General features: G+C 53.4%; 25 protein-coding genes. 10 read left to right on the top strand and 15 right to left on the bottom strand.

Features of this window, described 5'->3' with window-relative positions; translation table 11 throughout:
* Positions 1 to 714, top strand: a 714-nt coding sequence (locus tag ACZAHD_RS13440) for a lipase family protein (RefSeq protein ID WP_462457220.1), incomplete at its 5' end; no start/stop codon positions are given.
* A gap of 735 nt (positions 715 to 1,449) precedes the next feature.
* On the opposite strand, the gene ACZAHD_RS13435 is transcribed toward ACZAHD_RS13440, so the two are convergent.
* A complete protein-coding gene (locus ACZAHD_RS13435; protein ID WP_462457219.1) occupies positions 1,450 to 3,264 on the bottom strand; it encodes an SgrR family transcriptional regulator in 1,815 nt (604 codons plus the stop codon).
* A gap of 253 nt (positions 3,265 to 3,517) precedes the next feature.
* On the opposite strand from ACZAHD_RS13435, the gene ACZAHD_RS13430 reads away from it, so the two are divergent.
* Both ACZAHD_RS13430 and ACZAHD_RS13425 read left to right on the top strand, forming a co-directional pair.
* Complete coding sequence (locus ACZAHD_RS13430) at positions 3,518 to 4,336, top strand: shikimate 5-dehydrogenase (protein ID WP_462457218.1); 819 nt, start codon at positions 3,518 to 3,520, stop codon at positions 4,334 to 4,336.
* Positions 4,337 to 4,425: 89 nt separating this feature from the next.
* The gene (locus tag ACZAHD_RS13425; protein ID WP_100682891.1) at positions 4,426 to 5,808 is read left to right on the top strand and encodes a fructose-specific PTS transporter subunit EIIC; all 1,383 of its coding nucleotides are present in this window, start codon (positions 4,426 to 4,428) and stop codon (positions 5,806 to 5,808) included.
* A gap of 248 nt (positions 5,809 to 6,056) precedes the next feature.
* On the opposite strand, the gene ACZAHD_RS13420 is transcribed toward ACZAHD_RS13425, so the two are convergent.
* A complete protein-coding gene (locus ACZAHD_RS13420; RefSeq protein WP_462457217.1) occupies positions 6,057 to 6,920 on the bottom strand; it encodes a YicC/YloC family endoribonuclease in 864 nt (287 codons plus the stop codon).
* Between the two features lie 239 nt (positions 6,921 to 7,159).
* On the opposite strand from ACZAHD_RS13420, the gene rph reads away from it, so the two are divergent.
* Complete coding sequence (gene rph / locus ACZAHD_RS13415) at positions 7,160 to 7,876, top strand: ribonuclease PH (RefSeq protein ID WP_462457216.1); 717 nt, start codon at positions 7,160 to 7,162, stop codon at positions 7,874 to 7,876.
* A 169-nt stretch (positions 7,877 to 8,045) separates the two neighbouring features.
* Positions 8,046 to 8,687, top strand: a complete 642-nt coding sequence (gene pyrE / locus ACZAHD_RS13410) for an orotate phosphoribosyltransferase (RefSeq protein ID WP_462457215.1) — start codon at positions 8,046 to 8,048, stop codon at positions 8,685 to 8,687.
* 38 nt (positions 8,688 to 8,725) lie between these two features.
* Here pyrE and slmA read toward each other — a convergent pair whose 3' ends face one another.
* The 3 genes from slmA to coaBC form a co-directional block, all read right to left on the bottom strand.
* The gene (gene slmA / locus ACZAHD_RS13405) at positions 8,726 to 9,322 is read right to left on the bottom strand and encodes a nucleoid occlusion factor SlmA (RefSeq protein WP_462457214.1); all 597 of its coding nucleotides are present in this window, start codon (positions 9,320 to 9,322) and stop codon (positions 8,726 to 8,728) included.
* A 125-nt stretch (positions 9,323 to 9,447) separates the two neighbouring features.
* Positions 9,448 to 9,906, bottom strand: a complete 459-nt coding sequence (dut, locus tag ACZAHD_RS13400; protein ID WP_462457213.1) for a dUTP diphosphatase — start codon at positions 9,904 to 9,906, stop codon at positions 9,448 to 9,450.
* Positions 9,884 to 11,095: a bifunctional phosphopantothenoylcysteine decarboxylase/phosphopantothenate--cysteine ligase CoaBC gene (coaBC, locus tag ACZAHD_RS13395; RefSeq protein ID WP_462457221.1), complete on the bottom strand. Its 1,212-nt coding sequence runs from the start codon at positions 11,093 to 11,095 to the stop codon at positions 9,884 to 9,886. The genes dut and coaBC overlap by 23 nt, the downstream gene beginning before the upstream one ends.
* 174 nt (positions 11,096 to 11,269) lie before the next feature.
* Between coaBC and radC the strand changes: the two genes are divergently transcribed.
* The 4 genes from radC (at position 11,270) to mutM (ending at position 13,533) form a co-directional block, all read left to right on the top strand.
* Positions 11,270 to 11,935 carry a RadC family protein gene (radC, locus tag ACZAHD_RS13390; RefSeq protein ID WP_462457212.1) on the top strand — a complete coding sequence of 222 codons (666 nt, stop codon included), beginning with the start codon at positions 11,270 to 11,272 and terminating at the stop codon, positions 11,933 to 11,935.
* Between the two features lie 216 nt (positions 11,936 to 12,151).
* Positions 12,152 to 12,388 carry a 50S ribosomal protein L28 gene (rpmB, locus tag ACZAHD_RS13385; protein ID WP_002436699.1) on the top strand — a complete coding sequence of 79 codons (237 nt, stop codon included), beginning with the start codon at positions 12,152 to 12,154 and terminating at the stop codon, positions 12,386 to 12,388.
* 20 nt (positions 12,389 to 12,408) lie between these two features.
* Positions 12,409 to 12,576 carry a 50S ribosomal protein L33 gene (rpmG, locus tag ACZAHD_RS13380; RefSeq protein ID WP_003024094.1) on the top strand — a complete coding sequence of 56 codons (168 nt, stop codon included), beginning with the start codon at positions 12,409 to 12,411 and terminating at the stop codon, positions 12,574 to 12,576.
* A gap of 147 nt (positions 12,577 to 12,723) precedes the next feature.
* Positions 12,724 to 13,533, top strand: a complete 810-nt coding sequence (gene mutM / locus ACZAHD_RS13375; protein WP_462457211.1) for a bifunctional DNA-formamidopyrimidine glycosylase/DNA-(apurinic or apyrimidinic site) lyase — start codon at positions 12,724 to 12,726, stop codon at positions 13,531 to 13,533.
* Positions 13,534 to 13,653: 120 nt separating this feature from the next.
* Here the strand turns inward: mutM and coaD are convergent, their stop codons facing one another.
* The 8 genes from coaD to rfaQ are packed head-to-tail and all read right to left on the bottom strand — an operon-like array spanning position 13,654 to position 21,710.
* Positions 13,654 to 14,130 carry a pantetheine-phosphate adenylyltransferase gene (coaD, locus tag ACZAHD_RS13370; protein ID WP_100682896.1) on the bottom strand — a complete coding sequence of 159 codons (477 nt, stop codon included), beginning with the start codon at positions 14,128 to 14,130 and terminating at the stop codon, positions 13,654 to 13,656.
* A 2-nt stretch (positions 14,131 to 14,132) separates the two neighbouring features.
* Positions 14,133 to 14,903 carry a glycosyltransferase family 2 protein gene (locus ACZAHD_RS13365; RefSeq protein WP_462457210.1) on the bottom strand — a complete coding sequence of 257 codons (771 nt, stop codon included), beginning with the start codon at positions 14,901 to 14,903 and terminating at the stop codon, positions 14,133 to 14,135.
* Positions 14,903 to 16,177, bottom strand: a complete 1,275-nt coding sequence (gene waaA / locus ACZAHD_RS13360; protein WP_462457209.1) for a lipid IV(A) 3-deoxy-D-manno-octulosonic acid transferase — start codon at positions 16,175 to 16,177, stop codon at positions 14,903 to 14,905. Before waaA ends, ACZAHD_RS13365 begins: the two co-directional genes overlap by 1 nt.
* A 58-nt stretch (positions 16,178 to 16,235) precedes the next feature.
* Positions 16,236 to 17,345, bottom strand: coding sequence for a glycosyltransferase family 9 protein (locus ACZAHD_RS13355; protein WP_462457208.1), 1,110 nt, complete (start codon positions 17,343 to 17,345; stop codon positions 16,236 to 16,238).
* 50 nt (positions 17,346 to 17,395) lie between these two features.
* A complete protein-coding gene (locus ACZAHD_RS13350) occupies positions 17,396 to 18,382 on the bottom strand; it encodes a glycosyltransferase (protein WP_462457207.1) in 987 nt (328 codons plus the stop codon).
* Between the two features lie 30 nt (positions 18,383 to 18,412).
* On the bottom strand, positions 18,413 to 19,507 hold the full coding sequence (locus ACZAHD_RS13345; RefSeq protein ID WP_462457206.1) for a glycosyltransferase: 1,095 nt from the start codon (positions 19,505 to 19,507) through the stop codon (positions 18,413 to 18,415).
* 2 nt (positions 19,508 to 19,509) lie between these two features.
* Positions 19,510 to 20,637, bottom strand: a complete 1,128-nt coding sequence (locus tag ACZAHD_RS13340; protein ID WP_462457205.1) for a glycosyltransferase family 4 protein — start codon at positions 20,635 to 20,637, stop codon at positions 19,510 to 19,512.
* Complete coding sequence (rfaQ, locus tag ACZAHD_RS13335; protein WP_462457204.1) at positions 20,634 to 21,710, bottom strand: putative lipopolysaccharide heptosyltransferase III; 1,077 nt, start codon at positions 21,708 to 21,710, stop codon at positions 20,634 to 20,636. Before rfaQ ends, ACZAHD_RS13340 begins: the two co-directional genes overlap by 4 nt.
* Positions 21,711 to 21,821: 111 nt before the next feature.
* On the opposite strand from rfaQ, the gene ACZAHD_RS13330 reads away from it, so the two are divergent.
* Complete coding sequence (locus tag ACZAHD_RS13330) at positions 21,822 to 22,775, top strand: polysaccharide deacetylase family protein (protein WP_462457203.1); 954 nt, start codon at positions 21,822 to 21,824, stop codon at positions 22,773 to 22,775.
* 1 nt (position 22,776) lies between these two features.
* On the opposite strand, the gene ACZAHD_RS13325 is transcribed toward ACZAHD_RS13330, so the two are convergent.
* Both ACZAHD_RS13325 and ACZAHD_RS13320 read right to left on the bottom strand, forming a co-directional pair.
* On the bottom strand, positions 22,777 to 23,760 hold the full coding sequence (locus ACZAHD_RS13325; protein ID WP_462457202.1) for a glycosyltransferase family 2 protein: 984 nt from the start codon (positions 23,758 to 23,760) through the stop codon (positions 22,777 to 22,779).
* Positions 23,753 to 24,875: O-antigen ligase family protein (locus ACZAHD_RS13320; protein ID WP_462457201.1), on the bottom strand; the 1,123-nt coding region annotated here is incomplete at its 5' end. The genes ACZAHD_RS13325 and ACZAHD_RS13320, both read right to left, overlap by 8 nt.

Below are 24,875 nucleotides of genomic sequence, written 5' to 3'. Positions count from 1 at the left end.
GGAGAAGCCTGGAGCATTCTCGATGGCGTTCGCGAGTCTCTCAAAGAATTTCCATTGAAGAACGAAATTATTCTTGTGGGGCAATCTCAGGGGGCACATGCGGCGTTTTCAGCGGCAGGGTATCAGCCACAGTACGCGCCTGACCTTAATATCCGCGCAACGATACTCACAGGTACACCCTATTTTTCCAAAGGCACGAAGGCGAGCGATATTCTGCATTCCGTTGATGGTAAAGCGGTGCAGGGGGGCGATCCAAAAATTCCTTATCTGTTCTATATCTTTTTGTCGGCAGCGGATCTGCATCCGGAGTTAAAAGCCTCTGATTATTTCCAGGATAAGGCGCTACCGGTACTCGAACAGGCTAATCATTTGTGCATCACGGCACTAACAGAGCAGGTGATGGAGCAAGGACTCAATGCCGGGAATTCGCTGAAACCAGCCGTTGAGTCACTGCTTGAAACCAGTATTGACGCTATGATTTACCCGACGCTCAGGATTGACCATCCGGTCTTTATTGGGATGGGTAGCGTTGATGTGAATGTCCCTACCATGATGCAGGAACGTTTTGCCAGAGCGGTAAAACAGGCAGGGACACAGGCGGAGGTTCATGTTTATCAAGGGTTGGATCATAGCGGAACCGTTAACCCATCATTGCGTAATTCGCTGCCTTTTGTCCTGAATGTACTAAAGGAAAAGCACCATCATATAAATTAGATGTTGGTGAGAAGAATATGACGGGCAGGGGCTGATATCAAAATAGCCATTCTTATCTGCCAGCCTCGCCGATAAATAAACCGCAGCCCTCTTTTGTGAGAGCTGCGATGCTCAGGATACTCTTCCCTCGTGTGGCAAGGCATGGTGAGCCCGGATCAGCAGAAAAAGTTCGCTATGACACGGGCTTCCTGATTTTTGGACGGTAGCTGGATCAGATGTTGAGTTGTATTTTATTGTATTTGATTTAAGTGAATTTTTTATAATTACCTTTTTTGGACAGTTTATCAGAGGAAGAAATCATTACTTTCCTGAGTGAGCGATATCCGTCGCCGCTGGCTATCGGAAGACGTAAAACAGAAATTAGTGGAAAAAATTGGCGTCATAAACAGGTTGAACGACTATCTGATTTTCGTTGGCCGATACAAACGATAGAAAAAATTGACGGCAAAGAACGGGGAGCATGGCAATATCGGTAAAAAGAGATAAAATTTGCCTGGAATAAATATTCTGCATGCGCCTGCAGAGAGCGAGAGAATCAGGATGACTTTGTGAAAAATGCCGGCGTAATGATCTGTCAGGGTTAAACAGGGATTTTATTCATCACAACCCATTTCAGATGGGATTAACAGATGAGGAGTAATCCCATGAAGTATTACTGAATTCTGCACTACGCTGAACGTGGGACTGATACGTCAGGAGGGCATCGTTACCGTTGGGTAAAAATTTTTTCCATTTTTATTCTGGCTCCATCCAGGTAGTACTAAAATCAAACCAGCCCAGATTATTCAGATGAATGCCCACAGCCTGGTCTGGTCCTTTCAGTCGCATCCAGTGATGGAATAAAGGTTGCAGCCATCCTTTACTGACTACATTCTGCATCAATTGTTCAGAATCGAGCACCCCGGCACGCCAGTGCTGTAACCAGTCATTGAACAACGGAGTATCCCCACCTGATATTGAATGTTTTAATAATGGCATCCCCAGCAGCCACACACCCACATTCCAGGTTTCCGGTACAGCAAAATTTACCGTACCCAGCCAGAGATCGGCCTCTGCTTCTCCTCTGGCCCAGCGATCATAGTCCAGTTGTATGATATCTAAGTGGATCCCCTCAACAGCCAGCATTTTTTTCATTTCAGCAGCCAGCATCGGATATTCCGGATGCTGTTGATGATATGCGAGACGTAACCTCAATGCGGGACTATCCGTCCCGGTGGCAAAAGGCATCAGAGTCGGGCCATTGTCCATACAGTGGAACCAGGTCGGTAGCAAGCTCCCGGTAGGCACCCAAAAGGGACGGATCTTTTCATCCAGTCGTTGGGCCAGCGAATAGGGATTTAGTTTTTCTCTGATCCAGCGCCTGCGCTCCAGAGCGCCCCAATGGGGTGAGCGACTGTCACACAGTAAAAAATACCCGCCCCGCTCAAGAAACATTTCCCGGAATAAATCAGAAGGTTTCCCTGTTAAACCCACCGCGAGACCAGAGGCGAAGTCGATGTCACTGATACTGGAGCTTAACCAGGCGGACGAGCTCACATCCAGGATTGGTCCACCACCTGTGTCATTTCCCACGGACGGCCGGGAGACAGCATCGCTCGTCAGATGTTCCCGGGTAGCGGGCTGCCCCAGGTCAGGCCATACAATCACCTCGATCTCATCAAGTAACCCCCGGAAACCAAAATAATGATCAAAAGCCCGCATAAGTAAATGCCATTCATCATTCTCACAAACCATATAGGGGCCGGTGCCGACGGGTTGGGCAGCAAAATTATCCCGTATAGCGTGGTCGGCAGGTAAAATCATGGCTGCCGGATCGGCTAATAATTGCGGCAATAAATGATCCGGTTGGGTCAGTTCAATAGTGACGCTTAATACACCATGCTCATCAATTTTTTTTAGATGTGAAAACAGCGGCAATTGAGCACAGCGGGTTAATGAGACCACCACATCCTGGCTGGTGAGCTCACGTCCATCGTGAAATCGCACGCCAGGCCTCAAGAAAAAGCGCCAGTGCAAAGGATCAAGCATGCGCCAGTAATGGGCCAGATCTTTTTCAACTACCCCACTTTCGTCATTAATACGGGTGAGTCCATTAAATATTTGTCTGACCAGATGGAGTTCCGAACGACGAAGTGGCGTACCCGGATAGAGATTGGGCATAGTGCGATAATAGGGAATACGTAACGACTGGTAATCATCACGGATGTTATATCCTAATCTGGCCCGCAGCAACGGTGCGATGAGGTGCTTTTCAGCCCCAAGTAGCTCAAGAGCAGCACCAAAGTTACCGGATTTCAACAGATGTTCAGCTTTTTCCATTCGCAATTGCTGTTCGCTGCACAACAGCCGTAGCCGGGCTTGATGGCCACGTCCCGGACTGGCATGCCACTCCAGCCAATGACGAGCTTGCATATCGACCAGCAGTGAACGCATGTGGCGCTTGCTGCAACAGAGCTTATCCGCCAGGCCCTGTAGCGTGATGTTCTCTTCTCTGTGGGGAAACAGAGTCAGCAGGCGTAAATACTGATGTTCAAGCCGTTGACCATACATAAAAGAGGAACCTTAAAGGGAAAAAGACAGCAATTTTTAATCTCATCGTTTTAGTCCATTATTTTTTCGACAGCAAGGAATACTGATCGAGATGCCACAAATAATGGATGTACCCTGCTGCCAGGACACATATCGGAGCCGGATGCATCAGATGGTTACTGAACCGATGGACATGGTTTAGTTTCGCAATCACCGATACTTTTCACCGCTGTGCCGGTAAAAGTGGCGAACTACTTTAGCTCAGGAATATGAAATGACCCTACATCTGAATAAAGACACTACTGTCTGCATGTCTCTCGCCGCAAGACCCAGTAATTTCGGGACGCGTTTTCATAATTATCTGTATGACGCCCTGGGACTTGATTATCTCTACAAAGCGTTTACCACCACCGATTTGGCGAGTGCTATCGCCGGCGTTCGGGCTCTGGGTATTCGCGGTTGCGCCATCTCCATGCCGTTTAAACAGGACTGTATCGCCCTTGTGGATGAATTAGACGCGTCTGCTAAAGCCATTAATTCAGTGAATACCATTGTGAATACTCACGGTTATCTGAAAGCCTATAACACGGATTATATTGCTATCACCACGTTGCTAAGGCAATTTCGGGTGCCAACCAGTCTGGTATTCGCGCTGCGCGGTAGTGGTGGAATGGCCAAAGCAGTGGCTTGTGCTCTGCGAGATACTGGATTCAAAAAGGGATATATCGTCGCGATTGACGAAGAGAGTGGCCGCAGTCTGGCTGAATTATGCGGTTATGAATGGCGTCCGGATATGGAAGGGTTACAGCCAGGGTTATTGATTAACGCAACGCCGATTGGCATGACCGGCAGCGAAGACGCCGACAAAATGTCTTATACCCCAGACGAAGTCGATGCAGCCGACATTATATTCGATGTGGTCGCAATGCCGGAACAAACACCGCTGATACAATACGCCAGAGCAAAAAATAAAGTCGTTATAACCGGTTCCGAAGTATTTGCTATTCAGGCGGTAGAACAATTTGCCTTGTACACGGGGATTCGGCCCGACAAGGAGTTATTCCATCAGGCCGCCGCATATTCCCGACAATAAATAATGAAATAACACTATTTCCCTGTGACGATAAAGCAATAAAAAAAGCCTTAATCCTTAATAGAATCATCGAAAAGAAGGCGTACCCTATGAACAAACGTATTATTGCCATCACTGCTTGTCCCACTGGCGTGGCGCATACCTTTATGGCCGCAGAAGCCCTGACTGTTGCGGCCACGAAGCAAGGATATTGGGTCAAAGTAGAAACACATGGATCGGTGGGAGCAAAAAATGAATTAACCACTGCTGAGATTGCATCTGCCGATGTGGTCATTATCGCCGCCGATATCGACGTCGATTTGTCCCGTTTCACGGATAAACGACTTTATCGCACCAGTACTGGCGCAGCACTGAAAAAACCTGCCCAGGAAATTGCTCAGGCCCTTGCCTCGGCAACGCTCTATGGTGGTAGGGATGCGAAAAAACCAGCACCGTCGCTAAAAGCGGAACTGCCGGGAGTATACAAACATTTGATGACTGGTGTATCTCATATGTTGCCGCTAGTGGTGGCTGGCGGCCTGTGTATTGCGCTCTCGTTTGTTTTTGGCATTCAGGCTTTCAAAGAGCCAGGCACGCTGGCAGCGGCTCTGATGCAAATCGGCGGGAAGGCGGCTTTCGCACTGATGGTGCCGGTACTGGCCGGTTTTATTGCATTTTCTATCGCTGACCGCCCCGGACTGGCACCTGGACTGATTGGCGGTATGCTTGCCAGCAATAGCGGTGCGGGTTTTCTAGGCGGTATAGTGGCTGGTTTTCTGGCGGGTTATGTTGCTAAGTATCTGGCAGAGAAAATTCGCCTGCCGCAGGCAATGGATGCGTTAAAGCCTGTACTGGTGATTCCATTGTTGGCGACACTGATTACCGGACTGGTGATGATTTATGTGGTGGGAGGCCCGGTTTCCGCCGCTATGTTGGGATTGACCACGTTCCTGGCCGGTATGACGACCGCCAATGCCGTGCTACTCGGAATTTTGCTGGGGGCGATGCAATGCTTCGATCTTGGTGGGCCGGTCAATAAAGCTGCATACACTTTCGGCGTTGGGTTGCTGGCGTCCCAGTCTTATCAACCTATGGCGGCGATCATGGCTGCCGGTATGGTGCCAGCATTGGGAATGGGCGTCACTACCTGGCTGGCAAAAGCTAAATTCTCCCAACAGGAGCGTGAGGCTGGCAAAGCATCTTTTGTGCTGGGCCTGTGCTTTATCTCCGAGGGGGCCATTCCCTTTGCTGCCCGAGACCCAATGCGCGTGATCCCGTCGACGATGGCTGGCGGTGCACTGGCCGGTGGTTTGTCGATGTTTTTCGGCTGCACGCTGATGGCTCCTCACGGCGGGCTGTTTGTGCTGGCGATCCCTCATGCTGTGGGGCATGTTGCAATGTATCTGGTTTCTATCATCGCCGGTACAGTGCTGACTGGTATTATGTATGCTGTACTTAAACCGACAGCGCAGCTACAAATAGCGGAATCCTGAGGGCTGAACGGGGACCTCACTCATTCAGAGAGCCCAGGAAGGAATCCTTGAGTGGCATACCCGTTATAAAAGAATCAGATGCAGTTCACTTTCAACCTGGATCGATACTCTCTCGCCGTTTTGTCGTCACGGATGGCAGCGCGGCGATGCAATCATGTGAAATTCTCTGGCATAAAAAAAGCCCGTTATTACGCGGGCTTGGTGCTGCCGGTGAGATATTGCGAGACTTGATGAGTTCGACCAGCAATTTACTCGATGTTCTGGATCTGCTCGCGCATTTGCTCGATCAGGACTTTCAGTTCGATGGCGGAATTGGTCACTTCGGCATTAATGGATTTCGATGCCAGAGTGTTCGACTCGCGGTTAAATTCCTGCATCATAAAGTCAAGACGGCGGCCAACGGCTTCTTTCTTCTTCAGGATGTTCCAGGTCTCTTTTACGTGCGCTTCCAGACGATCCAGCTCTTCAGCGACGTCGATACGCTGTGCCATCAGCACCAGCTCTTGTTCGAGACGGTTGTTTTCCAGCTGTACTTCTGCATCTTCCAGCCTGGAAACCAGACGGTCGCGTTGCCACTGTAAGATTTCCGGCATATGAGCGCGCACTTTGGCGACCTCGGCGGTGACGCCTTCCAGACGTTGCTCAATAAGCGCTTTCAGCGCCTGGCCTTCGGTCTCGCGGGCAACGATAAAATCATCCAGCGCGCCGTTCAGGGCGGAGAGAATATCGGCGGCAATCGCATCGAGATCCTGTTCCCGAGCGGCCATTACGCCAGGCCAGCGCAGAATATCAACCGGGTTGATTTCGCCTTCGTCGCTCTGCATTTTGACCCAGTTGGCGGCATTGACCAGCTGTTTTGCGAGATTTTCGTTCAGAATCAGCTCGCCCTGGGCGCTGGGATCCTGCTCAAAACGTAAGGTGCATTCAACTTTGCCACGGGTCAGGCGTGAACGAATACGCTCACGCACAACAGGTTCCAGGCTACGGAACTGCTCCGGCAGACGGAAATAAGTTTCCAGATATCGTTGGTTTACCGAGCGCAGTTCCCACGCGGCACTGCCCCATTCACCCTTGATTTCACGCCGGGCATAGGCGGTCATACTGCGGATCATAGACGTTCCTGTTTTTAAAGGAGAGTGAGGTGGATTATAGCTTTCAGGGCCTTATCAGGATAGGAATAAGCGAGCATTATCCGTGTAGACACGTTATCCTTCCGACAGCCCCTCTGTTGGCGGCATCGCGGCGCCCTGAGCGCCAGTTATCTATGCTATCAGGGGGGCGTCCTCTCATGCATCACGCATGATTTTGTGTATAATGCGCGCCACATTCGTTTCAAGCCGGAGAGATCATTATGCGTCCAGCAGGTCGTAGCGCTAATCAGGTGCGTCCCGTCACCCTGACCCGTAACTATACAATACACGCAGAAGGCTCCGTGCTGGTCGAATTTGGCGACACCAAAGTGTTGTGCACCGCCTCGATTGATGAAGGCGTGCCGCGCTTCCTGAAAGGCCTGGGCCAGGGTTGGATTACAGCAGAATATGGCATGCTGCCGCGTGCAACGCATACCCGTAACGCGCGTGAAGCCGCGAAAGGGAAACAGGGCGGCCGTACCATGGAAATCCAGCGCCTGATTGCCCGTGCGCTGCGTGCGGCGGTCGATCTGAAAGCGCTGGGCGAATTCACGATTACCCTCGATTGCGATGTTTTGCAGGCAGACGGTGGCACCCGTACCGCATCCATTACCGGCGCCTGCGTGGCGCTGGCCGATGCGCTGAATAAGCTGGTGGCGGTCGGCAAGCTGAAAAGCAATCCAATGAAAGGGATGGTCGCTGCGGTTTCCGTGGGTATCGTCAATGGCGAAGCGCTTTGCGATCTGGAATATGTCGAGGATTCAGCGGCGGAAACCGATATGAACGTGGTGATGACCGAAGATGGTCGCATCATTGAGGTACAGGGCACCGCGGAAGGCGAGCCGTTTACCCACGAAGAGCTACTTACCTTGCTGGCCCTGGCCCGCGGGGGTATCGAATCCATTGTCGCAAGGCAGAAAGCGGCATTAGAGAATTAATTTTAAGGGCGGCTGATGAGTCGCCCTTTTTTTTACGTTTTATCCTTCATGCGGTCTTTCGTCGGCTGCGACCAGCTCACAGAATTATCGACGTTTCTGTACCGCCTGATGACACGTGAAGAATTTGACGTAAGCCTAAATGATGAAAAGTAAGATGAGGAGCAAATCCATGAAACCGTATCAGCGCCAGTTTATTGAGTTTGCGCTTAACAAGCAGGTCCTTAAGTTTGGCGAATTTACGCTGAAATCCGGGCGTAAGAGTCCCTATTTCTTCAACGCCGGCCTGTTTAATACCGGGCGCGATCTGGCACTGTTAGGCCGTTTCTACGCCGAAGCGCTGGTCGATTCCGGAATTGATTTCGATCTGCTGTTTGGTCCGGCTTATAAAGGGATTCCTATCGCGACGACGACCGCGGTTGCGCTCGCAGAGCACCATGATCTGGATTTGCCTTACTGCTTTAACCGCAAAGAAGCAAAAACCCACGGTGAGGGGGGCAACCTGGTCGGCAGCGCCCTGCAGGGACGCGTCATGCTGGTTGACGATGTGATTACCGCCGGCACCGCGATTCGCGAGTCGATGGAAATTATCCAGGCGCACGGCGCGGAACTGGCCGGCGTGCTGATCTCTCTGGATCGCCAGGAACGTGGCCGCAGCGAAATCTCCGCGATTCAGGAAGTCGAGCGTGACTACGGCTGCAAAGTGATTTCTATCGTGACGCTGAAAGACCTGATTGCCTATCTGGAAGAGAAGCCGGAGATGGCTGAGCATCTGGCGACGGTACGTGCTTACCGCGAAGAGTTTGGCGTATAAGTCAAAAGCCCGGAGGCGACAATCCTCCGGGATTTCAGTTACCGCAGCTGTGCGGCGACCAGCGGCCAGCGGGCTTCAAAATCATCCGTCGGACGATATTTAAACTCACTGCGCACAAAACGCGACAGCATGCCTTCGCAGAATGCCAGCAGCTGGCTGGCCAGCAGTGCCTCATCGAGGGCGTAGCCTTCACCTTCACGCATTTTCTTCTCACGCATGACCTGGCGCAACTGAACCTCAATACGTTCAAACAGTTGGTTAATCCGCCCCTGGAGACGATCCTGTTCAAACATCAGCGCATGGCCGGTCAGAATTCGCGTCAGCCCAGGATTACGCTCACCAAACCCAAGAATCAGCAGCACAATCAGACGCAGGCGCGCCGATGTGTCTTTTTCATCTTTTAAAATCAAATTGATGCGCGTAATTAGACTGTCTTCGATAAACTCAATCAGGCTATCGAACATGCGGGTTTTACTGGGAAAATGACGGTACAACGCCGCTTCGGACACGCCGACAGACGCCGCCAGTTTCGCTGTGGTAATGCGTTGACTACCATCGCTGGATTCAAGCATCAGGGCCAGAGACTGAAGTATTTCTTCGCGACGATTCCTTTTCGCAGTTTGTTTTTCTGCCATGTTTTAAAATACCCCTGAAAATAAGCACTTGTCAGGCAGACATCCACAAAGTGACCGCAAACGGTCGTTTGCGGCGATGTTATTGCATTAGTGCACTTTGGGATGCGGATTCGATATGGTCGGGCTTATGCGCGCCCTGAGTGACCAAAGCCACCTTCGCCACGTTCGGTGGCGTCAAAATCTTCCACCAGGTTAAATTCCGCCTGCACGACGGGTACAAAGACCATTTGAGCGATACGCTCGCCGGGTTCAATCGTAAAGCTCTGCTGGCCGCGGTTCCAGACGGAAACCATCAGTTGCCCCTGGTAGTCGGAGTCAATAAGGCCAACCAGGTTGCCCAGAACCACGCCGTGCTTATGACCCAGCCCGGAGCGTGGCAGAATCACCGCCGCCAGAGACGGATCGGCGATATGAATAGCCAGACCGGTCGGCAACAGCGTGGTTGCACCCGGAACCAGCTCTACGGCGTCGTCGAGACAGGCTCGCAGGTCAAGTCCGGCGGAGCCGGAGGTGGCATAGGTCGGCAGCGGAAATTGCTGACCAACACGCGGGTCAAGAATCTTAACGTCGATTTTTTTCATCATAACGGGTCACGATCTCGTCGAGTAATAATTGGCCAAGGAGTTCCTTACGCTCAAGTGGTAAGCGCTTATCTCCATCTTGCCAGAAAAGGTGTAATGCGTTGCTGTCGCTGTTAAATCCTTGATCAGGCTGAGAAACATCGTTAGCGCAAATCAGGTCGAGATTTTTGCGAGCGCGTTTTTGTCTCGCGTATTCTTCCACATTATTCGTTTCGGCGGCAAACCCTACGACAAAAGGCCGATGAGCCGCGAGTGCTGCCACCCCGGCAACAATATCCGGATTTTTGATCATTTTGAGGGTGAGTTCATTACCTTGCTTTTTAATTTTTTCTTCAGCGATAGCGACTGCACGATAGTCGGCTACGGCGGCGCAGCCAATAAAAATCTGCTGCTGCTGAGCGCTGTGCTGGACCGCAGCTTCCATTTCCAGCGCGGTCGTGACATCGATCCGCTGTACACACGGCGGCGTCGGTAATGCAACCGGCCCGCTCACCAGCGTGACGTTCGCCCCGCGGGCGGCGGCGGCGGCGGCAATGGCAAACCCCATCTTACCGGAGCTGTGGTTAGTAATATAACGCACCGGATCCAGCGGTTCACGCGTGGGGCCTGCGGTAATCATGATGTTGAGATGTTGCAAATCTTTGACAGGCGAAAAATGCGCGGCGGCTAAATCAACAATCGTCATCGGATCCAGCATGCGGCCAGGGCCAATGTCGCCACAGGCCTGACTACCGCTGTCCGGACCCCAGAGCAGCAGGCCGCGTGAGGTAAGCACCTCAAGGTTATGCTGTGTGGCCGCGGCACGGTACATCTGCTGATTCATCGCCGGGACAACGGCAACCGGAGAGGGGGTCGCAAGGCAGATAGTGGAAACCAGATCGTTGGCCATACCTGCCGCGACGCGGGCAATCAGATCGGCGGTTGCCGGGGCGAGGATAACCAGGTCCGCCCATTTACCCAGCTCAATGTGACCCATCGCCGCTTCCGCTGCCGGGTCGAGCAGACTATCGGAGACCGGATAACCAGACACCGCCTGCAGGCTCAGTGGCGTAATAAAGGCTTTGGCGGCTTCCGTCATGGCGACGCGCACATCCGCACCACGGTCACGCAGGCGGCGCACCAGTTCCGGCGTTTTGTAGGCAGCAATGCCGCCGCTCACACCAAGAACGATCTTTTTACCAGCCAGACTCATCATGATTCTTTCCTGTTGCAGTACACCAGAATCCGCGCATCTTACCACAATCCCGCCGCCGTCGCGTGGCTGCCAGGAATTCACTTTGCGAGGCGCTACGCAAGAGGTATATGCGCTAGTCGGCAGCACCGTCGGGTTGTGTCAGGATGGGGGGCACGAGAAAGGAGAGGCCCTATGGATGCACCGGAACCCCTGATGCCACGGGAAAAAATGTGGCTTTACGGCATTGAGACGTTGTCGGATGTTGAGCTGTTGGCGCTGTTCTTACGCACCGGAACACGGGACAAAGATGTCATGACGTATTCACATGATCTGCTACAGCGTTTTGGTTCGCTGTATGGCCTGCTGTCAGCGAATAAAGCGCAGTTTGAGACGGTAGACGGGATTGGCCTGGCGAAATATGCTCAGCTAAAGGGGGTTGCCGAGCTGGCTCGGCGTTATTTTAGCCTGCGGCTGGTTGAAGAGCCCTCTCTGGTCACGCCGCTGATGACGCTGGAGTTTTTGCAAAGCCACCTTTCCGATGAGGAACGAGAGATCTTCATCGTGATCTTTTTAGATAATCAGAACCGGGTATTGAAACATAGCCGACTTTTTTCTGGTACTCTTAGCCACGTAGAGGTGCATCCGCGAGAAATTGTACGTGAAGCCATCAAAGTGAACGCCGCTGCGGTGATCCTTGCACATAATCATCCGTCCGGCAGTCCCGAGCCGAGTAAGGCCGACAGACTGATGACCGAACGTGTGGTAAAGTGTTGTGGTTTCATGGATATACGAGTACTCGATCATCTCGTAATCGGTCGCGGTGCGTACGTATCTTTTGCCGAACGCGGCTGGATTTAGCCCCGATCACGCGATCCAGCGGGATCTTTGTCTGTTCGGGACTTGAGCACATCGCCGAGTCAGCGTATACTACGCCACCTTTGAGAATCTCGGGTTTGGCATTTGGGCCTGGCAATCGATGGTTCACTTAGAACTGCGATGACCGGGCTGTAAAGCCTGACGAGGCGCCGATACCCCATACGAAGCTCGAGCTAATTTGATTTTTGGAGAATAGACATGTCCCGAGTCTGCCAAGTTACTGGCAAGCGTCCGGTGACCGGTAACAACCGTTCCCACGCGCTGAACGCGACCAAACGCCGTTTCCTGCCGAACCTGCACTCTCACCGTTTCTGGGTTGAGAGCGAAAAGCGTTTTGTCACCCTGCGTGTATCTGCTAAAGGTATGCGTGTTATTGATAAGAAAGGCATCGATACAGTTCTGTCTGAACTGCGTGCCCGTGGCGAAAAGTACTAAGTACTAAGAGGAAATAAATCATGGCTAAAGGTATTCGTGAGAAAATCAAGCTGGTTTCTTCTGCTGGTACTGGTCACTTCTATACCACCACGAAGAACAAACGTACTAAGCCGGAAAAACTGGAACTGAAAAAATTCGATCCAGTTGTCCGTCAGCACGTTTTATACAAAGAAGCTAAAATCAAATAATTTTAGTTTCCTTGTAAAGAAAACCCCGCTCCGGCGGGGTTTTTTGTTTTTTTCCCGCCAGAAACCGTCGGATAAACCCTGCCGGGAATTTGCTTCCCTACCGTCTGTTGCTGCATCACAATACTCTGGGTTAACGGAGGAAAACGAATGCCTGAATTACCTGAGGTAGAAACCAGCCGTCGTGGCATCGAACCCTACCTGGTGGGCGCGACCATTCTGCATGCTGTTATTCGCAACGGACGTCTGCGCTGGCCGGTGAGTGAAGAAATCTATCGTCTTAGCGACATGCCGGTGCTGAGTGTGCAGCGACGTGCTAAATACCTGCTGCTGGAGCTTCCCGGCGGCTGGATTATCATCCACCTTGGGATGTCGGGAAGTCTACGTATCCTGAGTGAAGAGCTGCCGGCAGAAAAGCACGATCATGTTGACCTCGTGATGAGTAATGGCAAGGTCCTGCGTTACACCGATCCACGCCGCTTTGGCGCCTGGCTGTGGACCCGCACCCTGGAAGGGCATCCTGCGCTGGCGCATCTTGGCCCAGAGCCCTTGAGCGATGATTTTAATGCCGACTATTTGCAGCAGAAGTGCGCGAAAAAGAAAACCGCCATTAAACCCTGGCTGATGGATAACAAGCTGGTGGTCGGGGTAGGCAATATTTACGCCAGTGAATCGCTGTTTTCGGCCGGGATCCATCCCGATCGGCTGGCGTCTTCGCTTTCGCGCGAAGAGTGCGAACGGCTGGTAAAAGTGATTAAAGCGGTGCTGCTACGATCGATTGAGCAGGGGGGGACGACGCTGAAGGATTTCCTGCAAAGTGATGGCAAGCCGGGCTACTTCGCCCAGGAACTGCAGGTTTATGGCCGCAAGGGCGAACTTTGTCGCGTTTGTGGTACGCCGATTACGGCCAGCAAACACGCGCAGCGGGCAACTTTTTATTGTCGCCAGTGCCAGAAGTAAAGCGTGGTGGTTGCGTTGATCCCGGCTCGCGCTGCGCTTAGCCCAGGCTGCAGGTTTCCAGCAGTCTGTGGACGAGTGGCCCGGACAAGGCACGTCAGCGCCGCCTCCGGGAAGCGCGTCCTACAGTTTTTTCAGCAGCGCCTGGTGTACGTTGGCAGGCAGGAAGTGGGAAACATCTCCCTGGTGGCGCGCCACTTCCTTCACCAGCGATGAAGAGATAAACGACCATTCTTTGCAGGGCATCAGGAATACGCTTTCCAGCGTCGGCATCAGGTGGCGGTTCATATGTGCCAGCTGCATCTCATATTCGAAGTCGGCTACCGCACGTAAACCGCGAATCAGGATATTCGCCTGCTGCGCGCGGGCAAAATTCGCCATCAGATCGCTGAAACCAATCACCTCGACATTAACCAGATGTGCCGTTGCCTGCTCCGCCAGCGCAATACGCTCATCGAGCGTGAACATCGGTTTTTTACTCGGACTGGCGGCAATAGCCAGCAGCACCTTGTCAAACATGCTGGCGGCACGCGTGACGATATCGATATGCCCGTTGGTAATGGGGTCGAAGGTACCCGGATAGATCGCTTTTGTGCTCATAATTACACTTTCTCTGAATAGCCGCGGCTCAGCGCCCACAGCTCGGTGTATTTATTAAACGTATACTGCGCGTTGACCACGGCGAGTAGCCAGCCCTGTTTACCATCCAGCACGCCGCCACGCAGCAGCAGCGTTTTTACAAAAGCACCCAGCGTATGGCCGAAAATGCTCGCCAGAGAGGTCTTCTTTCCCTTCTGGTGGCGCTCGCGCGCCCATGCAGAGGCATAGGCCAGCTGCTTTTGCTGGAAGTCGGAGAAGTCGCGGCAGGTCAGATGCAGTAAATCGCCCGACAGTTCGATAACCTGCGCGCCTTTGGCATCGAGCGATTCGTGCACCAGATTATTGTTATAGCGGAAACGGCTGCGTTCGTACAAACGCATGACGCGATCGGGATACCAGCCGCTATGGCGCATAAAGCGGCCAAGGAAATAGTTACGCCGGGCAATACTGTAGACGGCACCGCTTTGGGGAGCCTCCAGTACGCGGCGAAGCGAGCTGGCCAGCTCCGGCGTCACGCGTTCATCGGTATCAATCATCAGCACATAGTCGCCGGTCGCGTAGTCCTGGGCGCGCTGACGCTGAATACCGTAGCCTTGCCAGTCGCTGTTGATGTAGACCGTCGCGCCGAGGCTACGGGCCAGTTCGACGGTGTTATCGCTACTGCCGGAGTCCAGCAGCACGATTTCATCGGCCCAGTCTACGGAGGCCAGGCAATCTGCCAGCAGATCCGCCGCATTTTTGGCGATCATCACGACGGACAGTCGGGTCGACATTAGTGGCTCCGTTGCGGCAGATAGGGTTGCAGTAACTGTAGCAGACGCGAGAGCGCGCCCTGGTTTTGATGCAACACTTCCACCGCATGGCGGCCGTACCACAGACGATAGTCTTCATCGGTGAGCAGGTTGGAGACCTGGGTGACCAGAGAATTGACGTCAGTAACGGTAATCAGGCCATCGTCCTGCTGCAACTTGGCACAAATATCTTTGAAATTAAACGTGTGCGGGCCCATCAGTACCGGTATGGCATGCGCCGCCGGCTCCAGCGGGTTGTGACCACCGCGCTCGACCAGACTGCCGCCAACGAAGGCGAGGTCGGCAATGCCGTACAGCAGCATCAGCTCGCCCATAGTATCGCCGATCACCACCTGGGTGCTGTTCGACGGGATTTCGCCGGTGCTACGCAGCGTGAAGCTCATCCTCGCTTTCTGCACCATTTCTCGTGCTTCGGCGAAGCGCTCAGGGTGGCGAGGGACGAGAATCAACAGCAGGTCAGGGAAGGTATCAAGCAGCTTCCTGTGCGCCTGCAGAATAATTTGTTCTTCACCGTCGTGGGTACTGGTGGCGATCCAGACTTTGCGGTGCGGCGCCCACTGGCGGCGAAGCGTAATCGCGCGTGCGGCCAGCTCTGGCGTCACGGAAATATCAAATTTGAGGCTGCCGGTGACCGCCAGCTGGTTGCGCTTCAGACCCAGAGCCAGAAAGCGATTGCCGTCTTCTTCATTCTGCGCCGCAATCAGCGTGATGCGGCTGAGCAGCCGACGCATAAATTTTCCAAGCTTCGCGTAGCCTTTGGCGGAACGTTCCGACAGACGGGCGTTGGCGATGACCAACGGAATTTTACGTTTGTGCAGCGCGGCGACCATATTCGGCCACAACTCGGTTTCCATCACGATAACCAGCTTCGGTTGCACCGTGTTGAGGAAGCGATTCATCGCGCAGGGCAAATCGTAAGGCAGATAGACATGGTGAACATCTTTGCCAAAGGCGGACATGGCGCGTTCTGAACCGGTCGGCGTCATGGTGGTGACGGTGATAGGCAGCGAGGGGTAGCGGTGGCGCAGCGCGCGCACTAGCGGGATAGCAGCAAGCGTCTCACCCACGGAAACGGAATGCAGCAAAATCCCATCTGGTGCTACCTTGTTCTGACAGAAGCCATAACGTTCCGCCCAGCGTTTACGATAGGCAGGGGCTTTACGGCTGCGTAATAATAGTCGTAGCCACACCAACGGCTGTATAAGGTAGAGTAAAGTGGTATAAAGCAATTCCAAAGGATGTATCCGTTTTTTGTTTCAGCGGGCAAATTCTAAGCATTTAGTGTGCTTAAAGCTATCTCTTAAGGCGCTTTAGTGCCGACGATGAGTGAAGGGCACGTACCGTAGCAGCGTAAACCTCGGCGATGCTGACGCCTTTTATCCCGCTTTGCTCTTCTGACGAGCGAATGAGCTGATGGATCGCCTGATCCTGAATCGGGGCGGCGCCATCGATAGCACCCTGGCTTCCATAGAGCCCCACGCTTGGTGTTTTCACGGCAATGGCAATATGTAACGGGCCGGTATCGCCGACGACCAGGACCTTAAACCCAGCCACTTTTGCCGCCAGTTGGATAAGGTTTGTCGTGCCGGCGACGTTTTTAACCCTGTCGCTTGCGACCGACATGCCTTCAATAATGCGCTGATTCAGCGCCCTCTCGCTCGCCGCGCCGATCAGCTCAATCTGAATAGTGTCATGATTGTGGATAAGTTGCTCGATCAACTGTGAAAAATTTTCCTCCGGCCAACATCTTTCAGGCGTGGATGCCCCGGCATGAATCCCGATAACGGGGATATCGTGATGCTCCGGCGTAAAGGGTGCCGGAATGAACATCTCCTCTGATGGCGTATCGATGCCCACGGCGTCCAGCAGTTGGGTTTTCTGATGTATCAGATGGATATTGCCATTTTGTCTGTTATCGTAAAATGCGGATAGATACGGTGCCAGAAGGAAAGCCGCTCTTCCCTGATAATCGTTGAAATACACGTCTTTCAGGATATAGCGGGAGCGAGCCAGAGACGCCGCAATGATATCGTAGGGGGTGTGTGAATGCAGAATAAACGTTGCATCAACGCCATGGCGACGCAACGTTTTTGCCAGCGTCAGCACGCCGTTGGCTTTTCCGTTCCAGTACAGAACCTCATCGAAGAGCGGGCTACCGATGGCCAGGTCCTTGTTACGCTGATTGATAACCAACAGCAGCTTTGCATCCGGCCAGCGGGCTTTTATGGCCCCTATGGCTGGCGTATTTAACAGGAAATCCCCTAACGCCGTTGTCGAAAATACCGCAATGGTATTCAGTCGTTCCTGTGCCGGGAAACGGGTAATTTTTTTGACGCTATAGCCGGTTGCCTTCAGGATAGTGAGGAAGACGCCAGCGGCGACTTGTTTCGCAATTTTACTCATACATCTCCAGAATATACTGCTGTTTCTCCGGCGGGTTACGGGGCGCGTACTTAGTTTGCCAGCCTTTTCTTCAAACGGAAATAACGTCGTCCCAGCCGCCAGCGTAAGCGCAGATCGTGGGCATTTTTCCAGATGAGCTGCCATATGCCGCGCTCAAAAAATTCTGCAATAAGCTTGCGTTGTTTTTCGCGATCTTTCATCTCGTCTATCGTATGAATGATCCCTAACCCCTCTTTCGCTATTTGCCAGCGGCAGGCGGGAATATCGCGAACCTTGTCCGGGTAGCGCTGGTTGATAGCGTCCAGCATCTCCAGAATTTTCATGTAGTGGCGCGCTGAGCGCATCAGCGTGTCATCGTTGTCGGGTTTGTGCGACACCGATTCCGAGTGAATATAGTAATCGTAGAACTGTTCGCTGGTGTACTGCACACGTTCAGCCGCCAGCAGGGCTTCCGTGGTCCACGGAATGTCCTGATGACGTAATCCGGGCTCGAAGTGGAACGTGTGCTGCATGATAAATTCGCGGCGATAGATATTCAGCCAGGTCACGTGCAGGAACTTACGAGAATCCAGCGCCTGTTTTAACCACACGTGACCGGGCAAAACGCCGGTCGACTGCAGCCGATCCAGTGGAAAAATAGGATGGATATCTTTTTTCGTCTCGTAGACGTAGCGGCCGTTGCAGGTGGCCACGTCAAGGTTGCCCTTTTCCGCCATTGCCAGCAGGGTGCGGTACATTCCGGGATAAAGCTTGTCGTCGATATCCGGAAAGGTCAGGTACTTACCCGTTGCCACGGCGAGGCCGGTGTTACGCGCCACCGAAACGCCCTGGTTTTCCTGCTCCAGCACGAGCACGTTTTGCAGGCGCTCTTTCCACTGCTCGATAACCGCCAGGCTACCGTCTGTCGAACCGTCGTTGACCAGGATCAGCTCATAGCTTTCCAGCTGCTGTTGCTCAATGCACTCAAAGAATTGCGCAAGGAATTTTTCGCCGTTATAAACGGCAGCCACAATGCTCAGTAAAGGCGTTTGACTCATAAATCATTCGATCCTGGTTTAATAGCGCCGTCAGCCGCGACGCAACTGACGGTATTGCTGACAAATCGTATCCACGCTGAATTTTTCCAGCACGGAAGGGTCGATGGCTGGTGGGTTATGGTAAATGCTTTGCATCGTCCGGGCCAGCGCCGGGCTGTTCAGATCGGCCAGACCACGGGCTAATTCGCCGGTGAGAATTTCCGTCACTCCGCCAGGGCAGCGGGTGCTGGCGACCGGGGTATCCAGCAGAAGAGCCTCAACCACCACGTTACCGAAGCCTTCGCTGTCGGAGCTGAGCACCAGCATCCGCGCGTGCTTAATCCACGGCAGCGGGTTTTTCTGGAAGCCTTTAAACAGGACCCTGTCGCCAACCTGCAGCCGTTGCGCTAGTTGACGCAGGCGCTGTTCCTGTTCCGGCTTTCCCTGACCCAGCAGCACCAGCGGCGCATCGATACCGCTTTGCGCATAGGCTTCGATCAGGCGATCGTGGCGTTTCCCCGGGTGGAATCGACCGACATGAATAATATAGTCACCCGCGGGCTGCTCGCCAGGCGCAGCGGCGGCGGCGCGCAGAGCGGGAATGTCGAACGGGTTATAAATGGTTTTTAACTGTGCCGGGCGTAGGGCGAACTGTTCGACCAGATCCTGGCCTACCGCATCGGAGACGGTGATGACGTTGCGTCCCTGGTAGACACGCTTAATCTTCTGCTGCTTCATCCAGCGATCAAAGCCGGTGCGATGGCCCAGATACGATGTGGAAAAGACACCATGCAGACAGAACCAGACGTTCCGGTTTTTCAACGTCCGGCTACGGGCGACAATACGATCGGTTTTATGCAGGTTGGAGAGCACCAAATCGAATTCGCCCTGCTGCTCGGCTGTGACTATTGCCGAATCCAGCTGACGGGCGCGGCGCGAAAGCTCGGTGATTTTGCGCCAGGGTGTCCGGCTGCGGTCACTCACAACCTGATAATCCAGCCCTTCCGGCAGCGTATAATCACAGACATCGCGCAGGGAAAAGAGCGAGACCCGTTCGCCCTGGCTCAGAAAATGCTCCGCCAGCGTCAGCACGACTTTTTCCGCACCGCCGCCGGGCAGGCCGTCGATCACAAACAGTATACGCATCGTTATTTCACCAGATCCTGATAGAGGGAGAGCAACTGCGTCGATAACCGTTCGCTGGTGCAGTCCATAATGCGTTCCCGGGCGCGGCTCCCCTCTGCGGAGCCTAGCGCGCGGGCAGGGAGTGCCATTACCGCCTGCTGAAGCGCAGGAATATCGAGCGCATCGCAGACAAAGCCGTTGTGCCCCTGCACGATAAATTCAGCACCGCCGCAACCGGTGGTGGTGATCACCGGCAGGCCGCAGGCCATGGCTTCCAGAATAACGTTCGGGAACGGGTCGTACAGCGTTGGCAGCAGCAGGCCGTCGGCCATTTGATAAAACGGCAGGGTTTCCGACTGCATGCCGAAAAAGCGGACCCGCTCCTCGCAGTTCAGCGTTTTCGCCAACTGTTGATAACGCCCCTGCTCTTTATCTTTGCCAACGACCAGCAGATAGCGGTTGGTCGGCGCGATGGCGTGAATCGCCGCATCCAGCCCCTTGCGCTCAAAGCCGGAGCCGACGTAGATCAGGCAAGTCGCCTGTAGCGGCAGATTCCATTGGTTACGTAGCGCAACAAAGGCTGCTTCCGCAGGCGGCAGAAAACGCTGGTTATCGATGGCGTTATAGATAACGTGGATTTTTTCCGCGGGCAGGCCAAAGTCTTCAATAATCTCGCGTTTTATCATTTCCGCGTTACAGATAACGCCGCGCAGGTGCGCGTCCTGGTACATTTCGCGCTCAGCCTGCATGACATAGCGGTGGTAGCGGTCGGCAAACAGCAGGCGGCTTTTCCAGCCGGGAAGAATGCGCGAGCGCTGCTGTAGCCAGCGGCGGTGGACGCCGTCACCCGCGCGATACAGATCGCATCCGGGAATGCGTTCATGGCTCTGCACCAGATCGAACTGTTCGAGCTGCCACAGCTGACGCGCGGCATCGGCGAAACCGCGTTCACGGCTGATGCGTCCCCATTTACGCGGGTTGCAGATGTGAATGTTCCAGTCGGGTTTCACCGGCCCTTGCCATTCGCGAGTAATGACGTTCAGTTCAAGATTGCTGCTATCAAGGGCTTCCAGCGCGCGGGCGACAAAGCGCTCCGCACCGCCGTCAGGGCGATATTTCTGTCGCACCAGAGCCAGCCTGAATTTGCTCATGCCAGTACCTTTTGCGCTGCCGCGATTACCGCGTCGGTGGGAATTAAATCGAGGTAGCGTTCTTCCGTGCCGGTATCGATGTCATCCGGGTCGGGCAGGGGACCGAAATCACCCGCCCAGATGACTTCACCTTTGGCCTGCCAGGGACGCCAGAAGGTCAGCTTCGACGGCCCGAACAGCGCCACCAGCGGTGTACCCAGTGCGGCGGCCATATGCATTGGCACGGAATCGACACCGATAAACAGACGGGCATGGTCGATGACGGAGGCCAGCTGGCGAAGGGTTAGCTGCCCGGCGAGGGAGTGCAGACGAGCATGGGGGCAGCCCGCCATAATGGTTTCTATCATCTGCTTCTCTTTGACGTCAGGACCGGAAGTCAGTACGACCGGGTAGCCCGCTTCAGAGAGGGCATTAATCAGGGCGCTCATACGCTCTTCGCGCCAGCACTTAAAGAACCAGCGGGAGGTCGGCTGAATGACGATATAGTTATCCTGAAATCCTTCCGGCAGCAGCGCGCGGCTGGCGCTCCAGTCCTGCTCGCTGTAGCCCATCTTCGCCGGCGCGTCATTAATATCCAGCCCAAGCGGTGCCAGAATCGACAGATTCTGTTGCACGGTGTGCTGCTGGTTATGCTGCTGCGTTGAGGCGAGAGCGGTATGGCAAAAACGCCATGCCGGGTGACGACGCTTCGGGAAGTCAAAGCCGATGCGGATTGGCGCGCCGGTCAGTTTCGTGATAATCGCGCTTGGCCACTGATCGGCAAGATTGAGCACCATCTCGTAGCGCTGCTGGCGCAGAGTGCGGATTAACCTGAACTCCATTTTGAGCTGGTGGCCTTTCCCCTGTTTTTTCCAGCGCCGGTCAATGGCGAAAATCTGGTTGATATCAGGGTTAGCAGCGAGCATATCCCGGGTTTCTTCATAAAGCAGAACATCAACGCTGGCAGCGGGATATTGCTGTTTGAGGGTGTGAATGAGCGGCGTGATCAGCAGCATATCGCCATGATGGCGCAGCTTGATAACCAGGATTCGCATCGGGGTCACAGGGCCGGAAGAGCGGGTTTCGGACGTCATTCTCTGTTCTTCATTCAATATCAGGTTTCCGATTCTAGGGGATCAGACAGATTGAGAGAAGCGTTGTATTGCTCTACCATGACCCGATACGTATGGTCTGAGGACGTTTTCGTGCACAATCCCGCATTTCTCATCACGATTGATACAGAGGGCGATAACCTCTGGCAAAAACATGACAGCATTACCACCGAGAATGCGCGCTATTTACCGCGTTTTCAGCAGCTGTGCGAAAAGTATGGCTTTAAACCCGTCTATTTAACTAACTATGAAATGGCGATTGATCCCTTTTATATCGAGTTCGCCAAAGAGGTGATTGCCCGTGGGACGGCGGAAATCGGCATGCATCTCCATGCCTGGAACAGCCCGCCGACGGACCCATTGACCGATGACGACTGGCGCTATAAGCCCTATCTGATTGAATATTCCGACGCGGTGATGCGCGAAAAAGTCGCTTATATGACGTATCTGCTGGAAGACACTTTCCAGACGAAAATGGTCAGCCATCGCGCCGGACGTTGGGCGTTTGATGAGCGCTACGCCCGCCTGCTGGTGGAGCATGGTTATCGGGTGGACTGCTCGGTCACGCCGCGCGTCAACTGGAAGACGGCGAAAGGCGCTCCGCAGGGGGACGGAGGGACCGATTATCGCCGTTTCCCACAGCATGCCTATTTCCTTGATGAGAACGACATCAGTCGCGAAGGCCGCTCTTCGCTGCTGGAAGTGCCGATGAGCATTCAGTATAAGCACTCCGGCTGGCTGAACAGCGTGAAGGAGGGCTACGATCGCCTGCGCGGTAAAGTGCGCTCGCCATCCGTTCACTGGCTGCGCCCGATGGGGGGGAATGTCGACACCATGAAGAACGTGGTGCAGCAGACTCTGGCTCAGGGCAACGACTATGTCGAATATATGCTGCACTCTTCTGAATATATGCCAGGCGGTAGCCCGACGTTTAAAAACGAACAGGATATCGAGCGTTTATACGCCGATCTGGACGCTTTTTTCAGCTGGTTGTCACCGCAGGTAAAAGGGATGACATTGGCCGAATATTATCAGTCCAGAATCTAGCTTATCGCCCTTTACGTAACATCTGGCGGAGCCGGGAGGTTTTCTTCCAGATTTGTGGGTAGCGCAGATGAAGCCGTCGCTTCAGAGGCATTCCGCCCGCTGTCAGGAGTTTACTGGCAGCGGTGAGCGCCGCCATTGTCTCATCACTGTAGTTATAAAACCCGTAGAGTTTGTCGTGCAATCCTTTTATTTCATTGAATAAATTGTTAATCAGCGCGGCGATTAGTCGCGGCGGTAATTCAGATGGCGGTTGCGTGACCACCTTCTCAACAAGCTGGTTGAGTGCAAAGACCATATCGCCGATATCCGAGGTCTGAATATTGCGGGTAATGCCAAAGGCGTTATCGCGATACCAGTAGAGCGTCTCCTCCAGGCGAATAATGCGTCTGGCCTCGAGATATAACCAGGGGGTAAACATCATATCTTCATAGCGGCGGCCAACATGAAAGCGGTGGTTGCCGATGAGTTCACGACGATAGACTCGACTCCATATGTGCCAATGGGAGCGGCGGAAGACGTCATATAACGCATCATGCTGTTTATCCGCGATCGTTGTCTGGCTCCCAGGCGCGGTTTGCGTGGGTGCAGGTAGCGAGTCTTTAAAATAGTGATAGTGAAAGTCGATTAAATCACTATCGCCTTGCAGGATAAACGGTTTTATTGTTTTCCAGAAATGGGGACACCAGAGATCATCGCCGTCAATAAAGCCAATCCAGGCGCCCTGCGCTTTATTCAGGGCACGATTACGTGTGCTGGATACGCCGCTATTCTCCTGGCTGTAAAACTGGATCTGGCCCGCGCCGCGATATTCATCAATGGCCTGCTGGATCACCGCTTTGCTATTGTCCGTAGAACCGTCATTGATAATGATGACTTCGACATCGCTATCCATTTGGCCAAACACCGAGTCCAGCGTCTGCCTGATATACTGGGCATTATTAAAGACCGGAATAATAACGCTGAGCAGGCAGTGATTGTTATGCATGTGCTTTATCCTGCCCGATGGCGAATTTCTGCTGTAATACGGAGAGTATCAGGGCCATTGAGAAGACAATGACCGCTTCTTTACTAAAGAAAATCACATCGCTTAATCCGTAAACCATCACTGTTAACGTGAGGACACCTTGTATCGCGTTACGTTTGCGCCAGGCGTTGAGCAACAATACCGCGTATAAAAGGATCAGAGTGGCAACGCCGCCAATACCGCGCAGGGAGAAGTTTTCAATAAACTCGTTGTGCATATGGACATTGATAAAATCCAGCGCCCCGGCAAGCGTTGGATTGGCCTGCACTTGTTGCTTGATATCGTTTCCGCGTCTTTCTGCCGATTCGCCGAAGGGGGCATCAAGACCTGCCTGTAATCCCGTTTTAAACATGACGAAACGAGAGCCGATGGAGGAGACGCTATTGTTGTCCTCGTACTGGGTGATATCGGATTGTACCTCCTGATAGCGGAGAATCAGTTTTTGATGGAACAGGGTGGTCAGCAGAACCAGTGTAATAACAAAGGCCGCACACAACCTAAGCAACTGCTGTTTACCCACCTGAGGGTGAACAAAGAGCAGCAGGATAATCAGTACCGGGCAGGCCAGCAGTGCGGCTCGCGTTTCGGTAAACGCAATCGCTGCCAGTCCGCTCATCGCGCAAACCAGGAAAAGGACGTAACGATACTTATTTTGTAGCTCCAGAATGGTACCGAGCATCACGATATTGGTCATGGTGAAGATATAGGCGATGATCGTGGCGCGTTCGAATGTAATCTGAATCCGCGGAACGTTCAGCACCAGCCCCTGGTAGATGGCATAGAGGTTAGTGACCAGCCCGGCTGCGATAAGCAAGTAGTTGAACCCGGTTGCGTTAAAGGTAAACCGGAGATTGGAGAGCAGAAATACCACGATGGCGCTTGCCGCCAGCACTTTGGCGGTGTCTTTGTAGGAATCATAAATATCCCAATACTCACCATGCGAAAAATTTAATCCGTACCAGGCAAACAGCCCCAGGGCAAAGAGGGCTAACGCACCCGCGAGATCCCGATTCTCTTTCCAGGTTCCAGCTATTCGGATGCTGAACAGTGCGCTTAACACTGTCAGATAACCGGCC

The organism is Raoultella sp. (assembly GCF_039594335.1).
In the GTDB taxonomy this organism is placed as follows: Bacteria; Pseudomonadota; Gammaproteobacteria; order Enterobacterales; family Enterobacteriaceae; genus Klebsiella.
This window is presented reverse-complemented; position numbering and strand designations above follow the sequence as displayed.

Bases quoted from the DNA above. Each gene is read 5' to 3' on its own strand.
- ACZAHD_RS13340 (WP_462457205.1), bottom strand. From the start codon at position 20,637: ATGAGCAAATTCAGGCTGGCTCTGGTGCGACAGAAATATCGCCCTGAC.
- ACZAHD_RS13435 (WP_462457219.1), bottom strand. From the start codon at position 3,264: ATGTATGGTCAACGGCTTGAACATCAGTATTTACGCCTGCTGACTCTG.
- ACZAHD_RS13420 (WP_462457217.1), bottom strand. From the start codon at position 6,920: ATGATCCGCAGTATGACCGCCTATGCCCGGCGTGAAATCAAGGGTGAA.
- ACZAHD_RS13365 (WP_462457210.1), bottom strand. From the start codon at position 14,903: ATGTCGACCCGACTGTCCGTCGTGATGATCGCCAAAAATGCGGCGGAT.
- rpmB (WP_002436699.1), top strand. From the start codon at position 12,152: ATGTCCCGAGTCTGCCAAGTTACTGGCAAGCGTCCGGTGACCGGTAAC.
- rph (WP_462457216.1), top strand. From the start codon at position 7,160: ATGCGTCCAGCAGGTCGTAGCGCTAATCAGGTGCGTCCCGTCACCCTG.
- rfaQ (WP_462457204.1), bottom strand. From the start codon at position 21,710: ATGACGTCCGAAACCCGCTCTTCCGGCCCTGTGACCCCGATGCGAATC.
- rpmG (WP_003024094.1), top strand. From the start codon at position 12,409: ATGGCTAAAGGTATTCGTGAGAAAATCAAGCTGGTTTCTTCTGCTGGT.
- ACZAHD_RS13425 (WP_100682891.1), top strand. From the start codon at position 4,426: ATGAACAAACGTATTATTGCCATCACTGCTTGTCCCACTGGCGTGGCG.
- ACZAHD_RS13430 (WP_462457218.1), top strand. From the start codon at position 3,518: ATGACCCTACATCTGAATAAAGACACTACTGTCTGCATGTCTCTCGCC.
- radC (WP_462457212.1), top strand. From the start codon at position 11,270: ATGGATGCACCGGAACCCCTGATGCCACGGGAAAAAATGTGGCTTTAC.
- coaBC (WP_462457221.1), bottom strand. From the start codon at position 11,095: ATGAGTCTGGCTGGTAAAAAGATCGTTCTTGGTGTGAGCGGCGGCATT.
- ACZAHD_RS13350 (WP_462457207.1), bottom strand. From the start codon at position 18,382: ATGAGTCAAACGCCTTTACTGAGCATTGTGGCTGCCGTTTATAACGGC.
- mutM (WP_462457211.1), top strand. From the start codon at position 12,724: ATGCCTGAATTACCTGAGGTAGAAACCAGCCGTCGTGGCATCGAACCC.
- coaD (WP_100682896.1), bottom strand. From the start codon at position 14,130: ATGAGCACAAAAGCGATCTATCCGGGTACCTTCGACCCCATTACCAAC.
- slmA (WP_462457214.1), bottom strand. From the start codon at position 9,322: ATGGCAGAAAAACAAACTGCGAAAAGGAATCGTCGCGAAGAAATACTT.
- ACZAHD_RS13355 (WP_462457208.1), bottom strand. From the start codon at position 17,345: ATGAGTAAAATTGCGAAACAAGTCGCCGCTGGCGTCTTCCTCACTATC.
- ACZAHD_RS13325 (WP_462457202.1), bottom strand. From the start codon at position 23,760: ATGCATAACAATCACTGCCTGCTCAGCGTTATTATTCCGGTCTTTAAT.
- ACZAHD_RS13345 (WP_462457206.1), bottom strand. From the start codon at position 19,507: ATGCGTATACTGTTTGTGATCGACGGCCTGCCCGGCGGCGGTGCGGAA.
- pyrE (WP_462457215.1), top strand. From the start codon at position 8,046: ATGAAACCGTATCAGCGCCAGTTTATTGAGTTTGCGCTTAACAAGCAG.
- dut (WP_462457213.1), bottom strand. From the start codon at position 9,906: ATGATGAAAAAAATCGACGTTAAGATTCTTGACCCGCGTGTTGGTCAG.